Here is a 13,261-nt window from a genome sequence, read left to right on the forward strand (position 1 = left end):
TATATGAGTAAAGTAAAAGTGCTGATAGTGGACGATTCTGCGTTTATGAGAAAGTTAATTTCAGAGTTTTTTGCAGAAGATAGCAGGATGGAAGTCATCGGGACTGCGAGGAATGGTAGAGATGCCATAGACAAAATAAAGGCTTTAAAACCCGATGTCGTGACTTTGGATGTGGAAATGCCGATTATGGACGGATTGGAAGCATTAAGCCGGATCATGAATGAATGTCCAACTGCTGTTGTCATGTTATCAAGCACAACGAAAAAGGGAACGGAAAATACATTTTCCGCCATGAACAGTGGAGCCTTTGACTTTGTGGCTAAACCCTCTGGTGCCATTTCATTGGATTTACATAAAATCAAGAAAGAACTCCATGAAAAAGTTATGGCTGCCAGCAGGGCAAATGTTCACAAACTAGAAAAAAATGCGATGAATATTGAAAGAAGCCCATCCGTTTGGGAAAAATATAGTAAAATAGATTCAAAAGAATCGTCAAAAATTAAAAAAAATCAAAAAAAGTGGTCCTATGGGTACAAAAAAATAATAGTCATTGGTACATCAACAGGAGGCCCGAGAGCTCTGCAGACCGTCTTGGCAGGACTCCCGGAAGAAGTTGATGCTCCCATACTCATTGTCCAGCATATGCCCCCCGGTTTCACAAAATCCTTGGCAACACGCCTGGATTCATTGTGCAAGATTAAAGTGAAGGAAGCTGAAGAGGGGGAACTGATTCAAAAAGGTGTCGCCTATATCGCACCGGGAGGTTTTCACTTGAAAGTGAGGAAAGTCGGAATGAGCTGGGCAATCCTTTTGGATCAATCCGAATTGCGTAATGGACATCGCCCGTCGGTTGATGTGCTATTTGAATCGGTAAGTGAAATGAATGATTCTGCGAAAATAGCCGTTATCATGACCGGGATGGGAATGGACGGGGCGATGGGACTCATGAAGCTTAAACAGGAGGGTCCTTTAAAAGCGATAGCCGAATCACAGGAGACATCAATCGTTTTTGGTATGCCTAAGGCGGCAATCAATACCAAGTTAATAGATAGCATAGAGGATGTAGAAAAAATAGCTAAAACGATAATGAGCTATTGTTAACACGTGGAGGTGTGAGATTGTATGGATATGAATCAGTATTTAGAGGTTTTTATAGAAGAAAGTAAAGAACATCTTCAAACGTGCAGCGAACAGTTGCTGGTACTCGAAAAGAACCCGGAAGACCTCTCGATCGTAAACGAAATCTTTCGTTCCGCCCATACCTTAAAAGGGATGTCGGCGACTATGGGGTATGAGGATTTAACCAATTTAACCCATAAAATGGAGAATGTGTTGGATGCAATCCGAAATAGTCAAATCGCCCTCTCTCCAGAATTATTTGATGTGATATTTTTAGCGGTTGATGATTTAGAAGCGATGGTCATGTCCATTGCAGAAGGTGGAGATGGAAAAAGAAATGTGGAAGAGGTTGTCCATCAGCTGGAAGTGATTGAAAAAGGGGAGTCGCCCGTTTCTTCCACCATTGCAGAGATTGCAGCAGCTTCTGCCGTCTTTGGTAAAGAGGAAATGACTGTGGGAGAGTACGATGAATTTGAATGGACAGTGCTTAAGCAGTCCAAAGATCAAGGCTTCAACAGCTTCGAAATCTCGATAGGGTTGCGAGAGAACTGTCTTTTAAAAGCTGCCCGGGTGTTTATGGTTTTCGAGGTGCTTGAAAAGTCAGGTGAAGTAATCAAGTCACACCCACCGGTCGAACTTTTGGAAGAAGAACAATTCGATCAGCAATTTACGGTCACGATGGTAACAACAGAATCGAGTGATGAGATAAAGGAAAAAATCATGAAGGTTTCCGAAGTGGATCAAGTTGTGGTAAATGCCCTTGATCTTGAGGGCTTGAGGCATGCAGCCAATTCTATAGAGGATCAAGTTGCTGAAGTACCGGAACAAGCGACAATTAAAGCCGTGCTTCCAACTGATAATGATGATAAGAAAAAACAGGCACTCGTTAAGCCTGCATCAAGCAAGACCATTCGGGTGAACATTGAGCGGCTTGATATATTAATGAACCTATTCGAGGAACTAGTAATCGATAGAGGCAGACTTGACCAAATTTCCAGTGATTTGAATAATCAAGAATTGCATGAAACAGTAGAAAGAATGTCCCGTATAACAAGTGATTTACAAACAATCGTTTTGAATATGCGGATGGTGCCCGTTGAAACTGTATTCAATCGTTTTCCTAAAATGGTTCGTCAATTAGCAAGGGATTTAAACAAGAAAGTCAATTTGGAAATCAACGGTGCAGAAACGGAACTTGACCGTACAGTCATTGATGAAATCGGTGATCCTCTCGTCCATTTATTAAGAAACGCCATGGATCATGGAATTGAAACACCTGAAGAACGTTTGGCGAAAGGAAAGAAAGAAGAAGGTAAAATCCTGTTAAAAGCCTACCACGGCGGCAATCATGTTTTCATTGAAATTGAGGATGACGGTGCAGGAATCAATAAAGATCGAGTCTTGAACAAGGCGCTCTCCAATGGGATATTAACCAAGGAAGCTGCCGACACCCTAACGGATAAGCAAATCTATGAATTGATATTCGCTTCTGGTTTCTCAACAGCGGAAACCATTTCAGATGTATCGGGGCGCGGTGTTGGACTGGATGTGGTTAAAAATACTATTGAGTCTCTCGGTGGATCTGTCACGATCGATTCCAAAGAGAATGATGGATCCATCTTCCTTATTCAGCTTCCGCTTACATTGTCCATTATCTCTGTCATGCTGGTTGCAATCCAAAACGAAAAATATGCCATACCTCTTTCTTCGATAATAGAAACAGCGATCATAAAAAAAGCAGATATCTTGAATGCCCATAATCAACAGGTTATTGACTTCAGGGGAAAGATCCTGCCGCTTCTGTTCTTGAAAGATATATTTGAAGTGCCAATCAGTCTGGAAGAAGAAGAGTCCCTCTCTGTGGTCATTGTAAGAAAAGGTGATAAATTAGCCGGATTAGTCGTTGATTCATTCATCGGGCAGCTGGAAATCGTTCTGAAATCACTAGGTAATTATTTAAATAGCGCTTTTGCAATATCGGGGGCAACGATCCTTGGTGATGGTCAAGTTGCTTTAATTATAGATTGCAACACATTGATTCATTGAATGATAGATAAGCGGGACAGGGGAATGGGACGTTGGTTCAACCGTTTCGATTCAAGTTTTCGTTAAGACTGCACAACAATCAGGAGTTTATTAAAAGGAGGGGAATAGATGTCGGAGGATATGAAAGTAATCGTATTTCAAATTAAAGATAAAGAATATGCAATACCAGTGGATAAAGTCAGCGGTATCGAAAAGATTCTGCATATTACCAGAGTTCCAAAGGCTGTAAAGTTTGTTAAGGGAGTCATAAATCTAAGGGGTGTAATCACTCCAATTATTGATTTGCGGGTGCGTTTTGGTTTCGAAGAGATGGAATACAATGAATCAACAAGGATTATCATCGTCATTCTGGATGATATGGAAGTTGGGTTAATAGTGGACTCTGCCAATGATGTTTTGGATATTCCAGTGGAGAGTATCGAACCTCAGCCTGAAGTTGTGGGACATTTGGCTTCAGAATACATTAGCGGAGTGGCTAAAATTGACAAGCGACTGCTCGTCCTAATCAATTTGGAGAAGGCTCTAAGTCTGGAAATGACTGAAAATATGTTAAGAGAAGGATAATCATATGTCGTTCATTGAGAAAATCAACCCTTTTCAACTCGATATTTTGAAGGAAATCGGCAATATAGGTGCAGGGAACGCAGCAACTGCGTTTTCTGCCATCCTTAATAGGAAAATTGATATGAATGTTCCTAATGTCAGAATCGTTTCCTTTGATGAAATGATGGAAATGGCTGGCGTGGCCGATCAAGTCGTTGCCAGCGTTTTCCTTAGAATAGAAGGTGATGCTTCAGGGAGTATGTTTTTTATCCTTTCGCTTCCTGTAGCCCAATACTTGATTCGTAAGATGACTGGTGATGAGACCTTTTTGATGGAATCCGCACCCCATACTGAATTGGCGCTTTCTTGCCTTCAGGAATTAGGGAATATCTTATCGGGATCCTACCTCTCTTCTCTTTCTGATTTCACCCGATTGAATATCTATCCATCCGTTCCATCCTTGAGCATCGATATGGTAGGGGCAACGATCAGTTACGGATTATTGGAATTATCAAAAGTAAGTGACGCAGCCATCGTCATTGATACTGTGCTTGAAAAAGACCAGCTTTTCGCTGAATCCATTAATGGTCATTTCTTTTTATTACCTGATCCCGAATTTTTTGATATCATTTTTTCCGCTTTAGGAGTGTCCACCTAATGACTGAATTGTTAAAGGTCCAGGTTGTTAAGGTTGGAATAGCGGATATGAATATTATAAAACCTCCCTATACGATTCGCACTGCCGGGCTGGGGTCGTGTGTTGGTGTTGTGATTTATGATGAGAAAAAAGAGATTGCGGGTTTGGCACATATTATGCTGCCTGACTCTTCATTAGCTAAATCGGGGCCGATCAACGTTGCCAAATTTGCAGATACGGCGATAAAGGAATTGGTGCAGCTCTTAGTCAAAGAAGGCGCAAGAATGCCATTCCTAAAAGCGAAGTTGGCTGGCGGAGCACAAATGTTCCAATTTGCCTCCGGAGGGGATTTAATGAGAATAGGACCACGGAATGTGGAAGCTGTCCGAAAGGTGTTATCTGACTTGCGCATTAGAGTCGTCGCTGAAGATGTTGGCGGGAATAGCGGAAGAACGATTGATTTCAATTTAAGTGATTGTTTGCTAAATATACGGACCGTTACAAAAGGGACTAAAAACATATAGGATCGGATTTGGCTTTTGAAAAGCCAAAAATATGACAGGTACACTTGCAATCGAATTATTATTGCATTTATGGCTTTAGGGGCCGTATCGATCACAAATCGTATAACAATGTTAGGAGGATGTCCAATGTCTCATCTGACCATCGAAGAAGAGCAGTTATGTTGGAAGAATTGGGTGGATCGCAGAGATCCGCTAGCCGGGGACATTTTGGTGAAGAAATACATACCTCTCGTATCGTATCATGTTCAACGTATTTCAGTAAGTCTTCCTAAAAATGTGAGCCGGGATGATATAAGGAGTTTAGGAATGATGGGGTTATTCGATGCCCTGGAACGTTTCGACACGAAGCGTGACCTGAAGTTTGACACATATGCATCATTTAGAATACGTGGTGCTATTTTAGATGGATTAAGAAAAGAGGATTGGCTTCCGCGGAGCGCAAGAGATAAAGCCAAGAAAATTGAAGCTGCAATAGAAAAGCTGGAGCAGCAATACATGAGGAACCTTTCGCCAAACGAGATTGCCGCTGAATTGAATATTCCGGAAGATGAAGTATATGCTGCATTAAATGAGAACTTCTTTGCCAATGTACTATCAATGGATGAAAATCCCCAAGAAGACGATAAAGAAAGCGCGAATTTTCATATTAAAGATGAAAAGGCGGATTTACCCGAGGAACATGTGTTAAGGGATGAATTGTATGTTGAATTAGCCAAAGTCATAGAAACTCTTAATGAAAAAGAACAGTTGGTTTTACAGCTTTTTTATAAAGAAGAACTAACATTGACCGAAATCGGGCAAGTGATGAGCCTATCTACGTCCCGGATATCCCAAATTCATTCAAAAGCGATATATAAATTAAGAAACACGATGCAAGATCAAAAAAATTAATCATGATAGTTTAATGAAGAGGGCTACGGAGTTTGGGAAGTATAAAATCCCAATTGAACGAAGAAGCCCCCTGCAAGCTTGAAAGAATTGATAAGGTACCCGCATCAATAAATGCTTCGAAATCACAGAATGTACGAACTGTACTTAGTCAATAAGAGCAAAGCAACAGATAGACTATTTCGGTTAATTAGGAGGCAACATGACAGCATTTTTTATATTTCTGTTGTTTGTATTAAACATATTCACCATTTTCGCCATCATCGTTTTATATCTTCGGCAAAATCGTTTAAGTAAGTTGGAAAAAGACCAAAAAGCCATCATTGGAGAAATGGAACAACTTTTGTCTGGTTATTTAATGGAGATGAAAGAGGATAATGAGGCATTGGTAAAGGCATTCACCAATTCGGTGGCAATGAATCACGAGCATGGTCAAAAAGGTCAAGTACATGGCTCGATCAAAGAAACAAAGGAAGATAAAGAAGAAAAACAGGAACAAAACATGCTGCTAGAGTATAAAGAGGGAAGCCGTGCCGGTGCTAAAAAGCAGGCAATCAACGCCTATAAAATTATGCCTGGAAAAAATGAAACCAATGCTTTACCAGTAAAAGTCGAGGACAAATTGGAGCTTTCATCGGCAGTCGCTTCTCCAAAAAAAGAAGGGAAGCCGGCTGGCATGGAATTTTCGGACATGCTGCAGGCTTCGTTAAATGAACGATCATTAAATGCAAAAGTGGATATGTTAGCGGATCAAGGACATTCAGTAGAGGAAATCGCAAAAAAGTTAGGTTGCGGTCAAACCGAGATAGAGCTTTTACTAAAGTTTCGCATGAATAGATAAAGTTATCTCTTGATTGTGCAGTGCCATTATGATATATTATGAAATGGTGTTAATACACACGCCCCGTGATTCTTGCAGATGGTGCTGTTATGACAGTTTCTGTATGAAAATGATCGGTGCGGAGGAAAAACAAAACCATTTAGGAGGAACTAAAATGTCAGTCATTTCTATGAAACAATTGCTTGAAGCTGGTGTACATTTCGGACACCAAACACGTCGCTGGAACCCAAAAATGAAGAAATATATCTTCACTGAGCGTAACGGCATCTACATCATCGACCTTCAAAAAACAGTTAAAAAGGTTGAAGAAGCTTATAACTTCGTGAAAGAACTAGCTGCTAACGGTGGTACTGTTCTTTTCGTTGGAACTAAAAAACAAGCTCAAGAATCTGTTAAAGAAGAAGCTATCCGTTCTGGTATGTACTATGTAAACCAACGTTGGTTAGGTGGAACTTTAACAAACTTTGAAACAATCCAAAAACGTATCACTCGTCTTAAAGATATCGAAAAAATGGAAGAAAACGGAACTTTCGAAGTACTTCCTAAAAAAGAAGTTATCCAACTTAAAAAAGAATGGGATCGCTTAGAGAAATTCTTAGGCGGTATTAAAGATATGAAGACTCTTCCAGATGCGATCTTCGTTATCGACCCTCGCAAAGAGCGTATCGCTGTTGCGGAAGCACACAAATTACACATTCCACTTGTTGGTATCGTTGATACAAACTGTGATCCGGATGAAATCGATGTAGTTATTCCTGCGAATGACGATGCAATCCGTGCTGTTAAATTATTAACAGGTAAAATGGCAGATGCTATCTTAGAAGCTAAACAAGGCGAAGAAACAGCAACTGAAACAACTACTGCTTAATAAGTAAAAAAGGTTGCTTATTCAGTAAGAAAAAAGGTGATAAGAGGATAATGCCTTTTATCCCTTTTTTTTGCACTAAATAAGCATACATAAAATCACTGTACGTAATGACTTTTTAAAAAGGTATGGGCGATTTTTCAGGGATGAAAATGTTCCGTCATATTGACTGAGTAAGTGGATGTTTTTTCAGAAGTATTGTCAAGACTCGTTATTTTGTTTGATGATAACAAGTATTTTTTGGCAATAATGGGTAAAGATTGAATAAACTGCATTTAATTTGAGGAGGATATATATTATGGCAATCACTGCACAATTAGTTAAAGAATTGCGTGAAAAAACTGGTGCCGGTATGATGGACTGTAAAAAGGCACTTGTACAAACAGAAGGCGATATGGAAAAGGCAATCGATTTCCTACGTGAAAAAGGAATTGCAAAAGCTGCTAATAAAGGCGACCGTATTGCTGCTGAAGGTCTAACTTCAATCGTTGTGGAAGGAAACCAAGCGGTAATCCTTGAAGTGAATTCAGAAACTGATTTCGTTGCTAAAAACGAAGGATTCCAAACTCTTGTTAAAGAATTGGCTGGATTCCTTCTTGCTAACAAACCTGAAAGCGTTGAAGCTGCTCTTGAGCAAACAATGGAAAATGGAGTAAAAGTAGCAGATCATATCAATGCTGCAGTTGCTAAAATTGGGGAGAAATTAACTCTACGCCGTTTCCAAGTTGTTTCTAAAACAGATAACGACGCATTTGGTGCATACCTTCACATGGGTGGACGTATCAGCGTGCTATCAGTTCTTGAAGGTACAACTGACGAAGAGGCAGCTAAAGGCGTTTCAATGCATATCGCTGCAATCAACCCTAAATATATCTCTCGCGACCAAGTAGATGCTAGCGAATTAGAACGCGAACGCGAAGTTCTTACTCAACAAGCGCTTAATGAAGGCAAACCTGAAAAAATCGTTGCAAAAATGGTTGAAGGACGTATCAATAAATTCTACGAAGAAATCTGCGTAAACGAACAAGCTTTCGTTAAGAACCCAGATCAAAAAGTGGGACAATTCGTTGAATCAAAAGGCGGAAAAATCCTATCATTCGTTCGTTATGAAGTAGGGGAAGGTCTTGAAAAACGTCAAGAAAACTTTGCTGAAGAAGTAATGAACCAAGTTAAAAAAGACTAATTGTCAGATAATTAATAATGGGGAACACTCTGGTGTTCCCTATTTTTTGAAATGTCATGAATTTTTGGTAGTATTGCAAGAAAGCATGATGAACGAATGAAAAGATTACATAGTTGGAGGTTCTCATGAGTAACGCTAAATATAAACGTGTCGTTTTAAAACTAAGTGGCGAAGCATTAGCCGGTGAAGAAGGATTTGGAATTAACCCTGCAGTAATTAAATCTATTGCTGAACAAGTCAAGGAAGTGGCTGAGCTTGATGTAGAAGTGGCTGTTGTTGTCGGCGGCGGAAACATTTGGCGCGGGAAAATAGGCAGTGAAATGGGCATGGATCGTGCTAATGCCGATTATATGGGGATGCTGGCTACAGTCATGAACTCATTGGCATTACAAGACAGCCTTGATCAGCTTGGAATTGAAACGCGCGTGCAAACTTCCATTGAGATGAGGCAAGTCGCTGAGCCATACATTAGACGCCGTGCTATCAGGCATCTAGAGAAAAAGAGAGTGGTGATTTTTGCAGCTGGTACAGGTAATCCATACTTCTCAACGGATACCACTGCCGCCCTGCGTGCTGCTGAAATTGAAGCTGATGTCATCTTGATGGCGAAGAATAATGTGGATGGCGTATACAATGCAGATCCGGTTAAGGACAAAAATGCGGTGAAGTATGATAAACTTTCCTACCTTGATGTGATTAAAGAAGGGTTAGAAGTAATGGATTCAACTGCGTCCTCACTATGCATGGACAATGATATTCCATTGATCGTCTTCTCGATCATGGAAAAAGGTAATATTAAACGGGCCGTATTAGGCGAAACGCTTGGTACTATTGTAAGGGGGAAATAAAAGATGCCGAAACAAGTTATTTCGAATGCGAAAACGAAAATGGAAAAAGCCATTGGAGCATACACACGTGAATTAGCAAGCATCCGTGCCGGAAGGGCAAATGCCTCATTGCTTGATAGAATCTCGATCGATTATTATGGATCGCCGACACCAGTCAATCAGGTGGCAGGAATTTCTGTCCCGGAAGCTAGACTATTAGTCATTCAACCATATGATAAAACGGTTTTGGGTGAAATCGAAAAGGCGATTTTGAAATCAGACTTGGGATTAAATCCTTCAAATGATGGTTCGGTCATCAGGATTGCCATCCCAGCTCTAACGGAAGAGCGCAGAAAAGAGCTTGTGAAAGTCGTTAAAAAAGAAGCGGAAGAAGCGAAAATAGCTGTCCGTAATGTTCGTCGCGATGCTAATGATGATTTGAAAAAGCTTGAAAAAAGTGGTGAAATCACTGAAGATGATTTACGTGGCTATGCAGATGACATCCAAAAGATGACAGATGGCAACATCACGAAAATTGATGAAATTACAAAAGATAAAGAAAAAGAAATTATGGAAGTATAATTCCCACTGAAGAATTGATTAAATAAAGAGGGCCGAATCCATACTGGGTCATGTCTTGGTTCTAACATATAGGTGTGCTTAAAGGAGAAAACTGTTATAATAAGGTTTCTCCGATAATGATTACTCCTTGAGTTAGTATGTTGCATGCAAACGTTGGAGGTGGTCCTTTTTTTGCATTTTTCATGGTAATCATAACCGGTTTTAGAAAAAAAGAAGTAATGATTTCTCCCTTTCTAGCTTCTAATGAAGAAATAATTTTCATATAAATAATATGAGAACCAGTTTTTTTTTGATATTATAATATAGATTCTTTTTAAGCGGCAGAAAGCTTGATATACATAGTGCACGAAAACTTTGCCTTTGTAGAGAGATAAGTACAACCTGATGGGGGACTAACATATGTATTCACTTTGGAAGCGTTTCGTTAAAAAAGATGCTTCTTCCGATGTAACAAATAGGATTCAGCATATTAAACAGTTTGATGTTCCTCAGCATATCGCCATCATTATGGATGGAAACGGCCGTTGGGCCAAAAAGCGTGCATTGCCACGTGTGGCGGGGCATCATGAAGGAATGAAAACCGTTCGTAGAATTACGAAAGTTGCCAATAAATTAGGGGTCAAAACTTTGACAGTCTATGCGTTTTCCACTGAAAATTGGAAACGTCCGAAAAGTGAAGTCGACTTTTTGATGAAGCTTCCCCAGGAATTTCTGGGGACATTTTTACCAGAGCTCATTTCAGAAAATGTAAGAGTTGAAACGATAGGGGACTTGTCACTCATTCCGTCACATACTCAAGGTGCCGTTAAACGGGCCATGGAGGACACGAAAGACAATGATGGGATGATTCTGAATTTTGCCCTGAACTATGGAAGCCGTGGGGAGATTGTATCTGCAGTGAATAGCATCATTGAAGATGCTAAGAATGGTATAATAAAGGAAAATGTAACTGAGGAAATGCTATCCAGTTACCTGATGACCAAACATTTGTCGGATCCTGATTTACTGATCCGTACAAGCGGTGAAATCCGTTTAAGTAATTTCATGCTTTGGCAGTCGGCTTATACTGAGCTGTGGTTTACTGAGGTGCTATGGCCGGATTTTAGTGAAGAGCATTTATTACAGGCAGTTGAGGAGTATCAAAAGCGTTCACGAAGATTCGGTGGCGTTTAATGTAGAAGGCGAGGAAAATGGAATAATGAAACAACGAATTATTACGGCGGTCGTAGTTGCCGCTATCTTCATTCCACTAGTCATTTTAGGGGGCACTCCCTTTTTACTGACGGTATATCTGTTAGGGTCAATTGGTTTGTATGAACTGATGAAAATGAAAAAGTTACGTGTACTGTCTTTTGAAGCATTTCTTTCCTACATATTATTGTGGGTGCTTTTATTGCCTAATGAGCATACTGCTTTTTTAGCAGAAATAAATTACGATAAAGTTCAAGTCTTTTTAATCGGGGTTTTGCTGCTATTGCTTTATACAGTCGTTTCAAAAAACCGTTTTACTTTTGATGACGCAGGCTTTCTAGTGATTTCAATCCTATACTTGGGGATAGGCTTCTATTACCTATTTGAAACACGTGACTCATTGGGGTTGGGGCTGATCTATATCCTGCTTACCCTATTTACGATCTGGGCAACCGATTCCGGGGCATACTTCATAGGTAAATCACTTGGTAAAAGAAAGCTATGGCCAGAAATAAGTCCAAACAAGACGGTGGAAGGGTTTATCGGCGGGTTATTTTCCGCGATGGTAGTGGGGGTTCTATTTTACGCCTTCTCCAGCCTGGATTACACGTTATTACAATTATTATTGATTTCATTAATCATTGGGGTATTCGGCCAATTGGGCGATCTCGTCCAATCGGCGTATAAACGTCATTATGGCGTCAAGGATTCAGGAACGCTTCTCCCGGGACATGGTGGGATTTTGGACAGGCTTGATAGCGTGATATTCATTTTACCGATTCTGCATTTATTGCACGTTTTATAATATAAATATAGGCAAGTGTTATCTGAATTAGGAGATGAACAATTTGAAAAATATCAGCCTTTTGGGCGCGACAGGATCGATTGGTCAACAAACAGCGGATGTAGTAAGGTCCCATCCAGATCAATTCAAGATCGTGGCGCTTTCTGCTGGAAAGAATATAGAATTGGTCAGGACTTATATAAAAGAGTTTGAACCGAAACTGGTTTCAGTCCAGACGGAAGAAGATTATCATGTTTTGAAAAGTGAATTCTCCAGCCGCAAAGATATCGAGTTCATGTATGGTGATGAGGGTTTGACTGCTGTTGCCGTTTATGGTCAAGCGACGATATTGGTCAATGCTGTAATCGGAAGCGTGGGTCTATATCCTACACTTCAAGCAATAAAGGCTAAAAAGGATATTGCGATCGCCAACAAGGAGACTTTGGTGACGGCAGGTCATTTGGTCATAAGTGAAGCAAAAAAAGCGGGGGTTAGACTGCTGCCGGTTGACAGTGAGCATTCCGCTATTTTTCAGGCATTGCAAGGTGAAAAGGAAAAAAATATAGAACGACTTGTCATTACTGCTTCAGGAGGCAGTTTTCGAGATCGAACCAGGGAAGAATTGAAGGATGTAACGGTGGAAGAGGCATTGAACCATCCGAACTGGTCAATGGGAGCCAAAATCACGATCGATTCGGCATCAATGATGAATAAAGGATTGGAAGTAATTGAGGCCCACTGGCTATTCGATCTCCCCTACGATAAAATTGATGTATTGCTACATAAGGAGAGCATCATCCATTCCATGGTTGAGTTTCATGACTCCAGCGTGATAGCACAACTGGGGACACCGGATATGAGGGTGCCTATACAATATGCGCTTACTTATCCAGACCGTATTCCGCTGGCAGGGCGCAAACGGCTTAACCTTGCTGAAGCAGGCAAACTGCATTTTAGCGATATGGATTTCACCAGATATCCTTGTTTGCAATTCGCTTATAAAGCGGGTAAAATGGGCGGAACGATGACTACTGTGCTGAATGCCGCCAATGAAGCCGCAGTATCTGCATTCTTATCTGGAAAGGTAACCTTCCTTGATATTGAAACATTGATTGAAAAAGCGCTGAATCAGCATTCCGTCATAGCCCTTCCAGATTTAGAAACGATTCAGGAAGTCGATTATATGACAAGGCAGTATATAGAATCTTTAGTGAAAGATAGGTGACCGGAA

At 40.4% G+C, this 13,261-nt stretch carries 14 protein-coding genes; all 14 read left to right on the top strand.

The window, feature by feature from the left end; genetic code table 11:
* Window positions 1–3: 3 nt before the first annotated feature.
* Entirely contained in the window at window positions 4–1,101 is a 1,098-nt protein-coding gene (locus ACQKMF_RS16745) for a protein-glutamate methylesterase/protein-glutamine glutaminase (protein WP_402941840.1), read from the top strand.
* A gap of 21 nt (window positions 1,102–1,122) precedes the next feature.
* On the top strand, window positions 1,123–3,165 hold the full coding sequence (locus ACQKMF_RS16750) for a chemotaxis protein CheW (RefSeq protein WP_402941842.1): 2,043 nt from the start codon (window positions 1,123–1,125) through the stop codon (window positions 3,163–3,165).
* A 108-nt stretch (window positions 3,166–3,273) separates the two neighbouring features.
* Entirely contained in the window at window positions 3,274–3,729 is a 456-nt protein-coding gene (locus ACQKMF_RS16755) for a chemotaxis protein CheW (protein ID WP_402941844.1), read from the top strand.
* Between the two features lie 4 nt (window positions 3,730–3,733).
* The gene (locus tag ACQKMF_RS16760) at window positions 3,734–4,366 is read left to right on the top strand and encodes a chemotaxis protein CheC (RefSeq protein ID WP_427574116.1); all 633 of its coding nucleotides are present in this window, start codon (window positions 3,734–3,736) and stop codon (window positions 4,364–4,366) included.
* Window positions 4,366–4,869 (top strand): chemotaxis protein CheD, encoded by a 504-nt coding sequence (locus tag ACQKMF_RS16765; protein WP_427574118.1) that lies wholly within the window; start codon window positions 4,366–4,368, stop codon window positions 4,867–4,869. The genes ACQKMF_RS16760 and ACQKMF_RS16765 overlap by 1 nt, the downstream gene beginning before the upstream one ends.
* Window positions 4,870–4,995: 126 nt before the next feature.
* Window positions 4,996–5,760 (top strand): FliA/WhiG family RNA polymerase sigma factor, encoded by a 765-nt coding sequence (locus tag ACQKMF_RS16770; RefSeq protein WP_101224668.1) that lies wholly within the window; start codon window positions 4,996–4,998, stop codon window positions 5,758–5,760.
* Between the two features lie 199 nt (window positions 5,761–5,959).
* On the top strand, window positions 5,960–6,598 hold the full coding sequence (locus ACQKMF_RS16775; RefSeq protein ID WP_427574120.1) for a hypothetical protein: 639 nt from the start codon (window positions 5,960–5,962) through the stop codon (window positions 6,596–6,598).
* Between the two features lie 154 nt (window positions 6,599–6,752).
* Window positions 6,753–7,466 carry a 30S ribosomal protein S2 gene (gene rpsB / locus ACQKMF_RS16780; protein WP_053345349.1) on the top strand — a complete coding sequence of 238 codons (714 nt, stop codon included), beginning with the start codon at window positions 6,753–6,755 and terminating at the stop codon, window positions 7,464–7,466.
* 295 nt (window positions 7,467–7,761) lie between these two features.
* Window positions 7,762–8,646 (top strand): translation elongation factor Ts, encoded by an 885-nt coding sequence (gene tsf, locus ACQKMF_RS16785; RefSeq protein WP_101224670.1) that lies wholly within the window; start codon window positions 7,762–7,764, stop codon window positions 8,644–8,646.
* 125 nt (window positions 8,647–8,771) lie between these two features.
* A complete protein-coding gene (gene pyrH, locus ACQKMF_RS16790) occupies window positions 8,772–9,494 on the top strand; it encodes a UMP kinase (RefSeq protein ID WP_034313639.1) in 723 nt (240 codons plus the stop codon).
* 3 nt (window positions 9,495–9,497) lie between these two features.
* The gene (frr, locus tag ACQKMF_RS16795; RefSeq protein WP_101224671.1) at window positions 9,498–10,055 is read left to right on the top strand and encodes a ribosome recycling factor; all 558 of its coding nucleotides are present in this window, start codon (window positions 9,498–9,500) and stop codon (window positions 10,053–10,055) included.
* A 399-nt stretch (window positions 10,056–10,454) separates the two neighbouring features.
* A complete protein-coding gene (locus ACQKMF_RS16800) occupies window positions 10,455–11,228 on the top strand; it encodes an isoprenyl transferase (protein ID WP_101224672.1) in 774 nt (257 codons plus the stop codon).
* 25 nt (window positions 11,229–11,253) lie between these two features.
* The gene (locus tag ACQKMF_RS16805) at window positions 11,254–12,051 is read left to right on the top strand and encodes a phosphatidate cytidylyltransferase (protein ID WP_260357096.1); all 798 of its coding nucleotides are present in this window, start codon (window positions 11,254–11,256) and stop codon (window positions 12,049–12,051) included.
* A gap of 43 nt (window positions 12,052–12,094) precedes the next feature.
* Window positions 12,095–13,255, top strand: coding sequence for a 1-deoxy-D-xylulose-5-phosphate reductoisomerase (gene dxr / locus ACQKMF_RS16810; protein ID WP_402941851.1), 1,161 nt, complete (start codon window positions 12,095–12,097; stop codon window positions 13,253–13,255).
* The last annotated feature ends 6 nt before the right edge of the window (window positions 13,256–13,261 follow it).

It is taken from the genome of Peribacillus sp. NPDC101480 (genome assembly GCF_050277335.1).
In the GTDB taxonomy this organism is placed as follows: Bacteria; Bacillota; Bacilli; order Bacillales; family DSM-1321; genus Peribacillus.

Bases quoted from the DNA above. Each gene is read 5' to 3' on its own strand.
- ACQKMF_RS16745 (WP_402941840.1), top strand. From the start codon at position 4: ATGAGTAAAGTAAAAGTGCTGATAGTGGACGATTCTGCGTTTATGAGA.
- ACQKMF_RS16750 (WP_402941842.1), top strand. From the start codon at position 1,123: ATGGATATGAATCAGTATTTAGAGGTTTTTATAGAAGAAAGTAAAGAA.
- ACQKMF_RS16755 (WP_402941844.1), top strand. From the start codon at position 3,274: ATGTCGGAGGATATGAAAGTAATCGTATTTCAAATTAAAGATAAAGAA.
- ACQKMF_RS16760 (WP_427574116.1), top strand. From the start codon at position 3,734: ATGTCGTTCATTGAGAAAATCAACCCTTTTCAACTCGATATTTTGAAG.
- ACQKMF_RS16765 (WP_427574118.1), top strand. From the start codon at position 4,366: ATGACTGAATTGTTAAAGGTCCAGGTTGTTAAGGTTGGAATAGCGGAT.
- ACQKMF_RS16770 (WP_101224668.1), top strand. From the start codon at position 4,996: ATGTCTCATCTGACCATCGAAGAAGAGCAGTTATGTTGGAAGAATTGG.
- ACQKMF_RS16775 (WP_427574120.1), top strand. From the start codon at position 5,960: ATGACAGCATTTTTTATATTTCTGTTGTTTGTATTAAACATATTCACC.
- rpsB (WP_053345349.1), top strand. From the start codon at position 6,753: ATGTCAGTCATTTCTATGAAACAATTGCTTGAAGCTGGTGTACATTTC.
- tsf (WP_101224670.1), top strand. From the start codon at position 7,762: ATGGCAATCACTGCACAATTAGTTAAAGAATTGCGTGAAAAAACTGGT.
- pyrH (WP_034313639.1), top strand. From the start codon at position 8,772: ATGAGTAACGCTAAATATAAACGTGTCGTTTTAAAACTAAGTGGCGAA.
- frr (WP_101224671.1), top strand. From the start codon at position 9,498: ATGCCGAAACAAGTTATTTCGAATGCGAAAACGAAAATGGAAAAAGCC.
- ACQKMF_RS16800 (WP_101224672.1), top strand. From the start codon at position 10,455: ATGTATTCACTTTGGAAGCGTTTCGTTAAAAAAGATGCTTCTTCCGAT.
- ACQKMF_RS16805 (WP_260357096.1), top strand. From the start codon at position 11,254: ATGAAACAACGAATTATTACGGCGGTCGTAGTTGCCGCTATCTTCATT.